Origin of the sequence: Bradyrhizobium sp. AS23.2, assembly GCF_001908185.1 — a bacterium.
Classification (GTDB): Bacteria; Pseudomonadota; Alphaproteobacteria; order Rhizobiales; family Xanthobacteraceae; genus Bradyrhizobium.
The window spans coordinates 12,870-27,167 of the sequence record NZ_LGHM01000064.1; the positions used below are offsets into that span (position 1 = coordinate 12,870).

General features: G+C 59.3%; 11 protein-coding genes and 1 pseudogene. 7 read left to right on the plus strand and 5 right to left on the minus strand.

What is annotated here, in order from left to right; all coding sequences use genetic code 11:
• Positions 1-38: 38 nt before the first annotated feature.
• The 4 genes and pseudogenes from AC630_RS15190 to AC630_RS15200 all read right to left on the minus strand — a co-directional run bounded on the left by AC630_RS15190 (position 39) and on the right by AC630_RS15200 (position 2,803).
• A complete protein-coding gene (locus tag AC630_RS15190; RefSeq protein ID WP_074119314.1) occupies positions 39-833 on the minus strand; it encodes a FadR/GntR family transcriptional regulator in 795 nt (264 codons plus the stop codon).
• Positions 834-1,104: 271 nt separating this feature from the next.
• Positions 1,105-1,347, minus strand: a complete 243-nt coding sequence (locus tag AC630_RS46245; RefSeq protein WP_245330407.1) for a TetR-type transcription factor C-terminal domain-containing protein — start codon at positions 1,345-1,347, stop codon at positions 1,105-1,107.
• A 172-nt stretch (positions 1,348-1,519) separates the two neighbouring features.
• A pseudogene (locus AC630_RS48310) lies at positions 1,520-1,609 on the minus strand (hypothetical protein); the annotation flags it as partial.
• A gap of 270 nt (positions 1,610-1,879) precedes the next feature.
• Positions 1,880-2,803, minus strand: a complete 924-nt coding sequence (locus tag AC630_RS15200; protein ID WP_245330405.1) for a LysR family transcriptional regulator — start codon at positions 2,801-2,803, stop codon at positions 1,880-1,882.
• A 111-nt stretch (positions 2,804-2,914) separates the two neighbouring features.
• On the opposite strand from AC630_RS15200, the gene AC630_RS15205 reads away from it, so the two are divergent.
• The 7 genes from AC630_RS15205 (at position 2,915) to AC630_RS15235 (ending at position 12,634) form a co-directional block, all read left to right on the plus strand.
• Positions 2,915-3,979, plus strand: coding sequence for an aromatic ring-hydroxylating dioxygenase subunit alpha (locus AC630_RS15205; protein ID WP_074119343.1), 1,065 nt, complete (start codon positions 2,915-2,917; stop codon positions 3,977-3,979).
• Between the two features lie 98 nt (positions 3,980-4,077).
• Entirely contained in the window at positions 4,078-5,022 is a 945-nt protein-coding gene (locus tag AC630_RS15210; protein ID WP_083636281.1) for a PDR/VanB family oxidoreductase, read from the plus strand.
• 179 nt (positions 5,023-5,201) lie between these two features.
• Positions 5,202-6,368, plus strand: coding sequence for an ABC transporter substrate-binding protein (locus tag AC630_RS15215; RefSeq protein WP_502691513.1), 1,167 nt, complete (start codon positions 5,202-5,204; stop codon positions 6,366-6,368).
• A gap of 486 nt (positions 6,369-6,854) precedes the next feature.
• Positions 6,855-8,993 (plus strand): alpha/beta hydrolase fold domain-containing protein, encoded by a 2,139-nt coding sequence (locus tag AC630_RS15220; protein WP_074119316.1) that lies wholly within the window; start codon positions 6,855-6,857, stop codon positions 8,991-8,993.
• A gap of 352 nt (positions 8,994-9,345) precedes the next feature.
• A complete protein-coding gene (locus AC630_RS15225; protein WP_245330406.1) occupies positions 9,346-11,049 on the plus strand; it encodes a long-chain fatty acid--CoA ligase in 1,704 nt (567 codons plus the stop codon).
• 293 nt (positions 11,050-11,342) lie between these two features.
• Complete coding sequence (locus AC630_RS15230; RefSeq protein ID WP_083636274.1) at positions 11,343-12,104, plus strand: TetR/AcrR family transcriptional regulator; 762 nt, start codon at positions 11,343-11,345, stop codon at positions 12,102-12,104.
• 137 nt (positions 12,105-12,241) lie between these two features.
• Positions 12,242-12,634, plus strand: a complete 393-nt coding sequence (locus AC630_RS15235) for a PaaI family thioesterase (RefSeq protein WP_074119347.1) — start codon at positions 12,242-12,244, stop codon at positions 12,632-12,634.
• Positions 12,635-12,921: 287 nt separating this feature from the next.
• Here AC630_RS15235 and AC630_RS15240 read toward each other — a convergent pair whose 3' ends face one another.
• Entirely contained in the window at positions 12,922-14,151 is a 1,230-nt protein-coding gene (locus tag AC630_RS15240; RefSeq protein WP_083636276.1) for an ABC transporter substrate-binding protein, read from the minus strand.
• Between the last annotated feature and the right edge of the window lie 147 nt (positions 14,152-14,298).

A 14,298-nucleotide genomic window follows, 5' to 3' on the forward strand; every position in this document is an offset into this window, starting at 1 on the left:
CGTTTCCTCCAACGCAACATGCAGCTTGGCGCTGCCACTTAATCGAGCCGCAGCGGCTCCGTAAAAACAGGCTGATCCGTCCGCCGGTCAGCCGGCGGAACGACGATGGCTTCGGCGCTGAGCACGTGCTCGAGCATGACGCGCCTGGCGCGCGCCGCGTTGCCCGAGCGGAACGCGCTCAAGAGGCGCTTGTGGAAGTCGATATTCTCGACCGTGAACGCGGCGGAGAACTCCTGCACGCCCAGCTTGCCGATCAGGTGGCGGATCGCTTCGTTGACGAAGCGACAGACCAGCCCAAGCAGCGGATTGGGGCAGGCATCGATCAGGATGTCGTGGAAATCCATCTCCGCGTGGCGATGGTGTTCCCAGTCGGCGGTGCCGTCTGGATGATGCTCCTGGACCGCAATTGCCTTTTCAAGCGCTGCGAAGTGCGCGGACGTCAGATGCCCGATCACGCTGAACGCGAGCTCCGGCTCGGTCAGGCGCCGGATCTGATAGATCTGCGCGGTGCTGGTTGGTTGAAAATAGAAGTAGTTGCTGAGCAGTCCGACGATCCGGTTGATCGAGACCGGCGCGACGCGGGCTCCGCCTCCGGGACCGGTCGTGTTCTGAACCAGGCCCTGCACTTCCAGCGATTTGAGCGCCTCGCGGATGGTGGAGCGGCTGCAGCCGAACATCTCGATCAGTTTGGATTCCTGCGGCAGCCGGTCGTCGGGCTGCAAGCCGGCTTGGAAGATATGGCTGCGGATCAGATCGGCGACGACGTCGGAGCGCTTGCGCTTGATCGACGCGCGGCGCGATGGATCGAGAGTGCTAATGCCCGGTTTATCCATTTTATCATCATAAATTTGTTCAGCTGAAATTCAAGGGTCTTGCCGGTTGTGCCGGGCGGGAGGTGGTGAATCGGCAAAAAGTCGAACTTTGGCAAAGGGGTGTACGTGGAACGTATAGGCTACAGACGGGCGGGCTTTCCCTGGCGCGTGGTACGGATCAAGTCGGGCCGTCCTAGCCGGCACTCTGTCGAACAGGCGAAACCACCCGTCGCCGCCTCTCGCGGCCGCTATGGTGTCGGGCCCGGTGTCGAAACCAGTGCGACGGCGCGGCCTATCCGCGGCGGATGGCGTTCAAGAGCTTGCGCGCGATACTCGCTGGCGTCTCCCCACCGGGGCGGTACCAGGTGATCGCCCAATTCATCGATCCAAGCAGCCCGAGCCTGAAGATGCGTTGATCGATTCCTGCCAGCAGCGGCAGCTCGGCAATCAGGCTCTCGAACACGGCTTCGTATCTGTCGCGCAGCGTCACGACCTGCTCGGGAAGACTGTTGACGGACAGGTGTGGGACCAGCACGGCGCGCAAAGCGGTTCTTGTCCAGCAAGCCCTGCATATGCGCGATGCACGCCGCTTCCAGGCGGGACCATGGATCGACACGGCTCGTCACGGCCGCTTTCACCGCGTCCAGGGATTGCGACACCGCAAACGAGTAGACCGCGACGAACAAGTCCTCCTTGGAAGGAAAATGATGATACAGCGAGCCCGGCAGGATACCGACGACCGCCGCGATGTCGCATCGACGTATTCTCGTAACCCTTGCTGCCGAACAGCCGCGCAGCCTCGTTGATCAGGACCTGTCGACGGTCGTTCGGGAGTTCCTGCCGCTTGCCGGGAGCTCGCGACCGCGGTGTTGTCTTCGGGCGTCGAGCTTGAGGTGCGGGGCAGGCGCTTCGGCTTTTCGCGATCATCTGTTCTCGTTCGGGGTTGGCTCGCGTCCTATCGGACGAACCCGGGTGCCGTCGAGAACGATACCGCAGCGACAAAACAATCAGTTGCTTGGTTGTTGACTCCAGCGAAACCTGCCGGGTCGATCGGTGGATGGCGAGGTCTATGGTTTCTCGGCTGTCTGGGCTTCGCGCCGCGAGTGCATTTCCAAAGCGTCCAAGAAGCAACGGACCTTGGAAGGCACAAACTGTCGGGCCGGAAGCAAGGCATGGACAGTGAGCGGCTCGCAAGCGTGATCCGAAAGCAACCGGCACAGCGAGCCATTTTTGACGGCACCTTGAGTGTAACTCGCCGTTACCCGCAATACGCCATGGCCGGCGAGAGCCGCTTGCAGCCTGATGTTGGCATTGGAGCTGGTGAGCCTTGGGCTATCAAGCTCAATATGCTCAGTCTCACCGTGAGGAGTGGTCAGAGCCCACGGAGTATCGCTCGGACCGGTTATGAGAGGCAATCTCCGAAGCTCTTCTATTGTCCTCGGTTCTCCGTGCTCCTGAAGTAACGAAGGAGCGGCAAACAGGCCCCGCTCCAACGAATAGACCTTCTTTATGACGATTCCAGCGGAGGTGAGCGGCGCTTCCACCATTGCAAGGACAATGTCGTAGTTTTCGGCGACCGGATGAACCAGGTCGTGTTCAACGTCGATCCGAATGCGCAGATCGGGGTATCTGCTCATCAGTTCACAGGCGACAGGTCCCGCATGATGCGCCCCGAATTCGTATGGTGATTTGATCCTCAGCGTGCCGGCGATGACGCCGCTAAGGGAGAGCGCTTGATCTCGCGTTTCATGGAGTGCAAGGAACAGCGGACGAGCCCGTTGATAGATAGTGTTGCCGGCGTCCGTGAGACGCACGTGCCGTGTCGTACGCTCAATCAGCCGGACACCAAGACTCCCTTCCAGACGCTGCACTGCAGCACTGAGGCTCGACTTTGGGTGATCCAGCGCGCGCGCCGCTGCGCTGAAGCCGCCACGGTCAACCACCTCGCAGAACAGTTCCCAGTCGCGCCAGTCCATGTTGCGATTGTCCATTTGGACGGACGGTCTGTCCAGAGAAACCGTGTTCTTCGGGCCTGCCGTATGACCTACAAGTATGACCTACAAGATGCGAATAAGATGCACTTGCTGATTAGGGAGAGGCGCATGAGCCATGACGAAGTCTTTCTGAGGAATTCCTGGTACGTAGCGGCATGGGCTCACGAGCTGATCGACGGAAAGATGGTGGCCCGCACGATCCTCGAGCAGCCTATCGTGATCTATCGGGGCGAAAGCGGAAAGGTAGTAGCGCTTGACGACCGATGTTGCCACCGGGCCGCCCCTTTGTCGATGGGCCGCATCGAAGGCGACGACCTCCGTTGCATGTATCACGGCATGAAGTTTGAGCCTTCCGGAAAGTGTATTCAAATTCCGGGCCAGGAAATGATTCCGCCGAAGCTGGGTGTTAGGAGCTATCCCGCCGTGGAGCGCTATGGCCTCGTTTTCATCTGGACCGGCGATATCGAGAAAGCCGACCCGGCGCTGATCGTAGATTACCCGCCGTTGGCCGACGCAAAGTGGCGCGGCCTGCCGGGATACATGCATTATAAGGCAAACTGGCTGCTGATCGTCGACAATCTGAGCGACTTCGCTCATCTGGCGTTCGTCCATACGAACACGCTGGGTGGATCGGAGGAGTACGCCTACACAACCAAGCCGGTAGCGGTTGAGCGCCTAGACGACGGCTTCCGCGTTGAGCGGTGGCATATGAACGCCGAGCCACCCCCTTACCACAAAAAGGTAATCCGGAACAAAACGGACCATGTGGATCGCCGCAACATCGGGCGGATGCTGGTCCCGGGTATTTTCCTGCTGGATACGATGTTTGCGCCGGCAGGCAAGGGGGCCGAAAAGGGCGTAGCGGTGGAAGGCACGAGGCAGTACCGGAACGCGCAGTTCATGACTCCCGAGACGCGCAGCTCCACGCACTTCTTCTGGAACTATCTGCACGATTTCGACATCGATGATCCGAACATCACGCTGTCTTTGCGGCACAGCCTCGAAGAAGGGTTCATGGAAGACAAAGCCATTATTGAAGCCCAGCAGAAGGTTTTCGACGCTGACCCGAACTATGAGCTGCTGGCTATCCGCGCGGATGCACCGCTCTCGCACTTCAGGTGGGCTCTCAAGGGCCGAATGGAAGCGGAGCGAAACGCGCGTGCTGCCGCCTGAGGGCCGGCAACGCCGGTAGAAAGAGCCGTCCGGCCGCCCTCTTGAGTGGGGGCGGGTTGGCGTTTCGTTATTTCACGATGTTTACGAGGGAGGGCTGCTTGGAAGAGCTCAAGCTTCGCGTCGCCAAGCTTTCGCCTGCAGCCGAGGGTGTGGTCGTGCTGGACCTGCGTGGCGAAGCCAATCAGGTGTTACCTTCCTTTCAACCGGGGGCGCACATCGAATTGCGGCTGCCGATTGGCGTTCCGCGATGCTATTCCCTGTGCGGCGAGCCCACCGACGGGGATCGCTATCATGTAGCGGTGGCTCTGGCCGAGCAGAGCCGCGGCGGGTCCTCCTATATTCATCGGACGTTGGCCGCTGGCGATACTCTGCTCACGAGTCCACCCCGAAACAATTTTCCGCTCGTTGAGGAAGCAGCGTCATACCAATTCATTGCCGGCGGGATCGGAATAACGCCGATTATAACCATGGTGCGCTGGTGCGAGCAGCGAGGACGTGCATGGCGCTTGCTCTATCTTCTACGCAGTCGACGAAATGCAGCTTTCCTTTCCGAAATCGAGACCTTCGGTGACAAGGTCAACCTGCACTTCGACGATGAAGCCGGTCACTTGTTTGATGTCGAAAGCTTCCTGAGAGGAGTGAGATCCGACACCCACATCTATTGTTGTGGTCCCTCGGCATTGATGGAGGCCGTTGAAAAGTCGACAGCGGACCGGCTGCCCGGCCATGTCCACTTCGAGTGGTTTACGCAGAGGGATATCGCCGGCGCCAGGAACGAGAGCTTCACCGTCGTCCTCGCAAGGAGCGGCCGCGAAATCACAGTAGCGCCGAACCAATCCATCCTCGAGGCCTTGGAGGCGGAGGGAATAAACGTATCTTTTTCCTGCCGGGAGGGGCTTTGTGCGACATGCGAGACCGCAGTGCTCGCCGGAACGCCGGAACATCGCGACCAAATTCTCACACCTGCCGAGAGGGACGCCGGCAAGACGATGATGATCTGTGTTTCGCGTGCGGCGTCCGACTCGATCACATTGGACTTGTAGGGCTCCGGCAAGTTCAAACCAGCTTCGCTTCACTGCCCGGTTCGGACGTCCACTATTTAAAATCGAGCGGCGCTGATGGGCGGGCGAACGACGAGTGGACTGGATGTATTTAAGTAGAAAAGGGGGGGACTGCGATGATAGCAAGGTACTTTATGAGGGCATTGGGCGTTGGAGCTTCGGTGCTGTTTGTCACGAATGCTGCGGCCCAAATCTCTGATGACGTCGTTCGGATCGGCGTCTTGACCGACATGTCGGGGCCTGCGTCGACTCCGACAGGCCAGGGCTCCGTGACCGCGGCCCAGATGGCGGTGGAAGACTTCGGAGGATCCGTACTGGGAAAGCCCATCTCCGTCATCGTCGGAGATCATCAGCTAAAGCCGGATGTCGGTTCGGCGATAGCGCGCCGCTGGTACGATACCGAACAAGTCGATCTGATCGTGGACGTGCCGATATCGGCAGTCGGGCTCGCGGTGCAGTCTGTTGCCAATGAGAAGCACAAACTGATGATCACGCACGCGACAGGCTCGGCAGACTTCCACGGCAAGTACTGCTCACCCTACGCCTTGCAGTGGGTATTCGATACGCGTGCACTCGCGGTGGGAACCGCGCAAGAGGTTGTCAAGCGCGGTGGGGATAGCTGGTTCTTCATAACCGACGACTACGCATTTGGTCATTCGCTGGAACGCGACGCGTCGGCAGTGATCTCGGACCACGGAGGGAAGGTGATCGGTTCGGTCAAGCCTCCCTTCGGCACTCCTGATCTTGCCTCGTTTGTGCTGCAGGCCCAGGCTTCGAAAGCGAAGATCATAGGTATAGCGAGCGGTCCTCCGAACAACACGACCGCTATAAAAACGGGGGGCGAGTTTGGTGTTTTCCGCGGCGGGCAACAGATGGCCGGATTGCTGGTGCTCATCACCGACGTGCACGCGCTCGGATTGCCCGTAGCGCAAGGACTGCTGCTTACGACCTCCTTCTACTGGGATATGGACGACAAGACGCGTGAGTGGTCGAAGCGTTTCTTCGCCAGGATGAATCGCATGCCGACCATGTGGCAGGCCGGTGTTTATTCGTCCGTGATGAACTACCTCAACGCCATCAAGGCTGCCGGAACGGATGATCCCTTGGCCGTGACTGCCAAGATGCGCGAAAAGCCAATCGAAGATTTCTTCGCAAGAAATGGCAAGCTGCGCGAAGATGGCCTGATGGTGCACGACTTGATGTTGGTACAGGTAAAGTCGCCTAACGAATCGAAGTATCCTTGGGACTATTTCAAAGTGCTGACCCGTATCTCCGGTGAGGACGCATTCGGTCCGCCGGATCCCGCTTGCAGGCTGTCAAAAGGGTAACCGCAGACATCCGAACATCGGTGGCGAACCTTCTTGCGTAGGCACGCGCCAGATATTGCCACCGTGGACCGGTTGTTGTGATCTGCTCTCCGCCTGCGTCGAAGACCGCAGAGAGCTTGTCTGGGTCAACATCACAGCAAACCTGCCGGCACAATGGGTTGCGGGTCAAGTAACAGACACTCCGCACTGTCTGATCCGCGATCGCGACCGGATCCTTGGCAGCGTTGTCACCCGCTGACTGCGCGCCATGGGTATCCCGGACAAGCCTACCGCACCAGCTTCGCGTTGGCAGAATGGCTTTGCCGAACGACTGATCGCATCGATCCGGCGGGAGTGTTTGGTTGTCCTGGGCGAGGTGAGTTCGCCTGGCGAATCTCATCGTGGCCGGGGCGGCCTTGACGATCGTTGTTGCGGGCGGGTGGCTTACGAACATTCGTTCGTAAGCCACCCCGAAGCGGGCAGCGCGTCGCGGCAGGGAGGCTGTGAATGCACATTATTATCGTTGGGGCGGGTATCGCCGGCATGGCTGCCGCGATTGCGTTACGTCAAAAGGGCATTGACGTGACGGTTCTCGAGCAAGCGTCTGCACTTAAGGAAATTGGCGCCGGCATCCAGCTCGCCGCCAACGGCTCGCTTGTGTTGCGGGAGTTGGGCCTCGAGGAGGCGGTTGCGGAAAAGGGTGTCATTCCGCAATCCTACGAAATGCGGGATATAAGCACCGGCAAGTTGATCTATGGGTCGCCGCTTGGCGCCGCCGGCACGAAGCACTGGGGTGCGCCGCTCTACAACATCCATCGCGCGGACTTGATCGACATCCTTGCGAGCGCAATGCCGGATGGGATGCTGCGACTCGGCGTGCAATGTGCCGGCTTTGAACAAGACGACGAAGGCGTGACGGTCAGCCTGGCCTCCGGAGAGAAGCTCCGCGGCGATGCGTTGATTGGTGCGGACGGCATTCACTCGGCGATCCGGAAGCAGATGCGCGGCGAGGAGCCGACGCATTTTTCCAACATCCTGATGTGGCGTGCCCTGATTCCGGCGGGCAGGCTGGCCTCTATAAATCTCGAGGAAAAGGGCAACTACTGGTTCGGCCCTGGCCGCACGCTGATCACCTACTGGGTTCGTCCGAATAATCTCTACAGCATTCTCGCCTCTGTGCCGGCAACTGAAGTTCAGCGCGAATCGTGGACGGAAAGCGGCGACATTGACGAGCTGCACCGTTCATTCAGCGACATCGAACCGCGCGCGCGGAAGATGATGGAGCAAATCGATTCCTCGTTCATCACGGGAATGTACTACCGCGATCCGATCGACCGCTGGACCTACGGCCGTGTAACGCTGATGGGCGACGCTGCGCACCCGATGGTGCCGTTCCTCGCGCAAGGCGCATGCCAGGGTATCGAAGACGCCTGGACGCTCGCCACCGTCCTCTCGCAGCGCGCAGACAAGAACGTTCCGGCGGCTCTGCTGGAATACGAACAGCGTCGGCGTCCCCGTACGACGCGCGTTCAGTCAGGCGCCCGCGCCATGGTCAAGTTGACCCATGAATCCGAAGCGGACCGCATTCGCGCACGAAATGGTCGTTGGAAGGGCATGCAGCACATCGACCCGATGACCGAAACCACGTGGGGGTTCGTCTGGGGTTACGATGTTCTCAAGGCGGTGAAGCAGTCGCCGGGTGAAGTGTTGGGGCTATCGGCGACCCGCGAGGGCAAGAGCCTGAAGCGGCCGGAGAGTCAGCGCGCATTCACGATGTGGAAGAACACGTTTTGGCCCGAGAACGTGGCGCGGGGGCACGATGGTTTGCGAGAGGGCTATGATCGGTTTCTGACGACAAGCTTCCCGCTGCCAAAGCAGGTCCAGGTTGAGAAGCTTGAGCTTCGTGGCGTACCGGCGCTGCGGGTTCGTTCGAGCAAGGCGGGCTCGTCCGGCGGGCGGACTGTTCTGCATTTCCATGGCGGCGGTTACGTACTCGGCTCGGCGAGCGGATCGGTGGAGTATGCCTATCGGCTCGCGGAAGCCGTTGGCGGCGACTGTGTCACTGTCGATTACCGTCTTGCGCCGGAACATCCATATCCCGCAGCCGTCGATGATGCCGTCGATGCTTATCGCGGCCTGCTCGACAGCGGCGTTCCTGCATCGTCCATCATATTGAGCGGCGAATCCTCGGGGGGCGGGCTGGCACTCGCTTTGACGCTTGTGTTGAAGACGGCTGGAAACCCGCTCCCGGCCGGGATCATCGGTGTTTGTCCGTTTGTGGATCTCACCTTGCGGGGACCGACTGTTGCCGAGTTCTCCGGCGACGACCCCGCCGCCAATCGCGACGTGTTGGCTTATCTCGGCGCATCATACTTCCAGGGGCACGAGCCGACCGATCCGCTGGTGTCGCCGCTGTATGGCCATCTGTCGGGATTGCCTCCGATGTTCCTGACCGCCAGCGAAGGCGAGGTGTTGCTGAGCGACACCACCCGTTTTGCGGAGTGTGCCAGGCAGGCTGGCGTGGATGTGACCACGCGGATCGTTGAAGACTCCGTGCACGTCTACACGATCTTTCCGTTCCTGCCGGAAACCGTCTCGACGCTGCAAGCGATCGGGGCGTGGGTCGGGGAACGCGTTAAGCGTTAGACCTCCTGCGAGCAGGTTGGTGATCGGCGGCCTGGTCAGTGATGGCCAGCCGGCGGCAATCTCCACACGAATTCGAAAACAGCAAACTGCGAGGATGTCTCATGAAGGTGGTTCAAACATTCGCGGTTGCCGCTGCGATAGGCCATTTGTCTTTGTACCAGCCGCTTTCAGAGTCACGTTGCCCGTTGGTCAAGAACTAGACGATGGCGGGTTTCAGAAAGTACGCACGTGCAACCTCGCGCGCCGAAGGGATGTGAATTCCAGCGCCGCGCGAGGAGCGGTGGTCCCAGCCAGTCTGCACCGGAAGAGTTGCAGGTGACGCTCTTCCCCCTTTGCCTGAAGTCGAAAGAAAATGATGCGACAGCAAAAGCGATTTTGGAAGGTTTGGCCGGCTCGGTTGCCCGAGGCAATTGAGCCGCCGGCTGTCTCGCTCTGGGATAGCCTGTCTGTCAGTGCAAAACGCTATCCGAACAAGACGGCCTTGGCTTTCCTTGACAGCAGTATCACTTACGCGGAATTGGAGAATGCGGCCGTGCGGCTTGCCGCGCGGCTTGCTGCACTTGGCATTCAGCCCGGTGATCGCGTGCTGGTGGTCATGCAGAATTGTCCCCAGCTTGTCATAGCTCATTATGCGATTGCCCGCGCGAACGCAGTCGTGGTGCCAGTGAACCCGATGAACCGGGCGGCGGAGTTGCGTCACTACATCACCGATGCGCAAGCCACAGTGGCCATTACAACCGGGGATCTTGCAGGTGAGGTCGCTGCCGCGAGCGACGGGATAGAGACGGCGGGTCATCTCCATCATTTGATTGTTACGCAGTTCGGCGATGTCATCGATTCATCGCATGGTTCATCTACTGTGCCGGTGCAATGGCAGGAATGGCTGAGCCGGCGTCATCCATTGCCGAGTTTGAAGCGAGGGGCCGTCCATCATTGGCAGGATGCGCTTCAGACGCAGGATGCCCTGCCGGATCCGGTCGCGGGGCGCGATGATCTGGCACTTCTTCCTTATACTAGTGGCACAACGGGATTGCCCAAAGGCTGCATGCTGACTCATGCCAACGTCATGCACAATGCAATGGCGACGTCGTTCTGGCTTGATGGTACGCCCGAGATGGTGAGCCTGGCTGTTCTGCCGCTGTTTCATATCACCGGTCTCGTATGTGTAATGCACGCCTCGATTCTTACCGGTGGGACATTGGTGATCATGCCGCGCTGGGACCGCGAGGTAGCGGGACAGCTCATCTCGCAACATAAGGTGAGCCACTGGACCTGCATTCCGACGATGATCATTGATCTGCTGGCCAGTCCTCAGCTCGAGCAATGTGACCTTTCCAGTCTTGTCTATATTGGCGGCGGCGGCTCAGCCATGCCACAGGCCATCGCCGAGCGGCTGTTTGATCAATTCGGGCTGCGGTTTGTCGAAGGCTACGGTCTCACGGAATCCGCTGCTGTCACGCTGTTCAACCCATGTGATGCGCCGAAACTTCAGTGCTTGGGCATTCCTTTCATCAGTGTCGAGGCGCGGGTAATTGACATTGATACGGGCGCCGAGGTGGCGGTGGGCGAGCAGGGTGAGATCGTCGTTCACGGCCCGCAAGTCTTTGGCGGATACTGGCGTCGTGCCGATGCAACGGAGCAGGCGTTCATCACGATCGACGGGAAGTGCTTCCTGCGGACGGGCGATCTGGGGTATCAGGACGAAGACGGCTACTTCTTCATTACGGACCGGCTGAAGCGGATGATCAACGCGTCCGGCTACAAGGTGTGGCCCGCAGAACTCGAGGCGCTGATGTTCCGGCATCCCGGAATCCAGGAAGTATGCGTTATCAGTTCAAGCGATTCTTATCGCGGCGAGACGGTTAAGGCGGTGGTGGTCCGTAAGCCGTCGCATTCAGGGCTGGCGAAGCAGGATATCATTGATTGGTGCCGTGCGCAGATCAGCGCATACAAGGCCCCTCGCATAGTCGAATTCGTTGACGCCTTGCCGAAGAATGCATCCGGCAAGGTTATGTGGCGAGGGCTTCAGGAAGCAGAGTCGGCCCGGTCTCAATAGGCGACATTGGGGGTGTAGATGTGGCCCAACCGATAGTCCGTCTCTTGGCCGGCTTTAACCTCACCCGGCGCCCGCATTTGATACCTATGTTGTTAGAGCGTTTTCGAGAGAAGTGGATACCGGTTCGCGTAAAGAAAACGCGTCAAAACAAGAATCTAGAGCCCCGTTCCGATTCCATCGGAACGGAAATGGCTCTAGCGCTGTGGGGGCATCGACGGTGGGTCGCTCCAGGTTCGATCCGATTTGTGGGGCGCAGTTGTCAGGCGGCGGCGGGTCAGCTACCTGATCCGTAGATGAGCACGAACCCGTGGAGCGGGCAGTCCATGAGCCGGGCAGGGATGAAGCGTACTCGAACAGGAGCTCGGGTCCCGCAGGACGGGGTCGGCCTCAGCTATCTTGGCCAGGCTATCGACGAAGGAGCGATCGTCGAGCGGCAGGAGGCGTCCGTCGGCCGGATGCGGGGGCACATACTCCTGACGGCCATCGCATTGTTTGCGGAGCGAGGTTACGAAACCTGCAGCATGCGCACGATTGCCAGCGCAGTCGGTCTGAAGGCGCCTACTCTCTATAACTACTATTCCTCAAAGGAGGCGTTGCTCGTTGAGGCGATCGAGTTCGGGATGAACGATTTCTTCTCGTATGTTTTGCAAGACATCGATTCAACGCCCCGCCACGAACGTTTGATCGAAATCGCCCGACGTCATGTGAGCTACAAGATACGGCACGGGGTTATCGCTCGAGCAAACGATCGCCTGATCGATCCGCAGTTTGGCAGGATGTTTCTTCCTGAAAGGGAGCGAAAGCATTTTGACAAGCGGCTCGACGATTATCGCTACAAGATTCATGATCTTGTGAATGAGATTGTCGGTTCGGATGAGCTCGTCGATCCAATGTTTGTGACGCTGTCCGTCATGAATCAATGGGATAGAACCGCCTATTGGTACAATCCCGAAGGAAAACGAACTCCGGAAGAGGCCGTCGATCAGATGCTGGTGTTGACGGGCCGCCTGCTCGGGCGTGCCGAGGTGTCGCGTCCCGCGAAAAAAAGCAAATGAGAAGTTGGCCGCGACGCGTCGGACGAATTCCTGATGCGGCGACTATTTGATCATCGAAGGCTGTTGACCTGCTTATGCAAACTTGATTAACGAAATGAAGATGCGCCAGTCTCTCGCGCAACGTGGAGGAACATACGGTGACGTTATTGCCTGCTATTCATCCGTTCGCCGAGACGATAGGGCTCCGCATCGACGAGCGAAGTTCGGGACGCAGCACCTGTTCGATCGAGATCGCCCCAGGCGTTCATCACAACCCGCATCGGGTCGCCCATGGCGCCGTGCTCTACGCCCTGGCTGACACCGGTATGGGGGCGGCGCTCTACCCAACACTCGATGAAGGTGAGTCGTGTGTCACCATCGAGATCAAGATCACCTATTTCCGTCCGGCTGCCGCAGGGATTATCCGTTGCGAGACGATGCTGTTGAACCGCGGGCGGACGATCGCAAATCTCGACTCCCGGCTCTATCTCGATGACAAGCTGATTGCGCAAGCCAATGGTAACTTCGCAATCCTGAAGCCGAAGGGCTAGGTTGTCGCCGCTCCATAAGCCATGCGGACCGCGGCAACCCGGTGCGTTTATCTAGGCTCGGTGCGATTACGGTCTGGCACCGCCATCTCCGCGGGTGCCTTCTAATTTGCAGGCGCTCGGAACGGTAAGTTCAAACGATGGCGGAGTTCATCCATCGCAGGAGCATTGCAACTCTTTGCCATAGTGACGCTGAAACGTATCAGCGCCGCTCCCATAATTGCCCGACCAGAATGCCCGCCCTGTTCTCGATTGCTTCGCCGGCATCGAGGCACAACGCCTTCCGGTCCTCAGTCCCCCTTAACCTTCACCAGCGGGCATTCACTCCGATCGAGCGGGCGGAACGCCTGGTCGCCCGGAATGATCTTGACGAGCCGGACGATGTCCCAATCTTCCTTCGGCGTGGCGGAAGCTTCAGCGGCTTCCATCAGATACATGTCGTGCACCATTCGACCGTCGATCCGAATGGTTCCTGATGGCGTGAAGGCGTCGTTCACGGGCTTCGACCGCATCTGCGCGATGACCTTCTCGGAATTGTCCGACCGAACTGCTTCAACGGCCTGCAAATAGGCTGTGACGGCGGAATAGACACCTGCGTGCGCCTGTCCGGGAATCGAGCCCTTGCGTTCCTTGAAGCGTTTTGAGAATGCGGCCGACTTGTCATTGAGGCCGGCATAGAAGGCTTCGACATATTGCAGGCCGGCTGCCGACTGCTTACCTAGAGCCTTGATATCGGTGATGGCGATGGCCGGCCCGGTGAGGCGTGGCGAATTACCGGTCATGCCAAATTCCCGCGCCTGCTTGATCGACTGCACGAAGTCCGCGCCGCTGTTTGCGAAGACGATGACCTTCGCGCCCGACGACTGGGCCTGCAGAATGTAGGAGGAGAAGTCACTGGTACCGGACGGATGCTTGGCCGATCCGAGCACCTTGCCGCCGCGTTCGATCACAACCTTCGAAACGGTCTCTTCGAGAGATTTGCCGAACGCATTGTCCATCGTCACGAAGAACCAGGTGTCGAGCTTCTCATCCATCATGGCGGTGGCGATCGCTCTGCCGCTGGCATAGGTGTCGTAGGTCCAGTGGATGCCGTAAGGAGAGCAGCTGTCGTTGGTCAGGCGATCAGTGCCCGGTCCCGAATAGATCGCCAGTCGCTTGTGGTCGCGCACCAGGTTCTGCACCGCCAGCGCAACACCCGAGCTGCCGAGATCGGCAATCAGGTCGACGCCCTCGATATCGAGCCACTGCCGGGCGATGTTGGAGCCGACATCCGGCTTGTTCTGGTGGTCCGCGGAAATCAACACGATCGGTTTGCCATCGACGGTGCCACCGAAATCGTCGATCGCCATCTGTGCGGCGATGACCGAGCCGAGCCCGGTCTGGTCGCTGTAGGGGCCCGCCATGTCGGTCAGAATGCCGATCTTGACCACCGAATTGGAGATCTCGGCGCGAACCGGAGCGCTGTGACACATCAGGGTCGCGGTCAGCGAGACCGCAGCAACCCGGAGCATTCCAAACATATCTTCTTCCCCCACTACATTCTCATTGAAGCGCCATGGATCGCCCCGATATTGTAATACAATAATGTAAAATAATGTGGCCGGCAAGTCGATCCTGGTTTCCAGCTGCGATGAAATCCAATACAAGGCCCCGGTGGAGATTCATCC

Excerpts from the sequence above, each read along its gene's own strand:
- AC630_RS15190 (WP_074119314.1), bottom strand. The coding sequence starts at position 833 with ATGGATAAACCGGGCATTAGCACTCTCGATCCATCGCGCCGCGCGTCG.
- AC630_RS15200 (WP_245330405.1), bottom strand. The coding sequence starts at position 2,803 with ATGGACAATCGCAACATGGACTGGCGCGACTGGGAACTGTTCTGCGAG.
- AC630_RS15205 (WP_074119343.1), top strand. The coding sequence starts at position 2,915 with ATGAGCCATGACGAAGTCTTTCTGAGGAATTCCTGGTACGTAGCGGCA.
- AC630_RS15220 (WP_074119316.1), top strand. The coding sequence starts at position 6,855 with ATGCACATTATTATCGTTGGGGCGGGTATCGCCGGCATGGCTGCCGCG.
- AC630_RS15225 (WP_245330406.1), top strand. The coding sequence starts at position 9,346 with ATGATGCGACAGCAAAAGCGATTTTGGAAGGTTTGGCCGGCTCGGTTG.
- AC630_RS15230 (WP_083636274.1), top strand. The coding sequence starts at position 11,343 with ATGAGCACGAACCCGTGGAGCGGGCAGTCCATGAGCCGGGCAGGGATG.
- AC630_RS15240 (WP_083636276.1), bottom strand. The coding sequence starts at position 14,151 with ATGTTTGGAATGCTCCGGGTTGCTGCGGTCTCGCTGACCGCGACCCTG.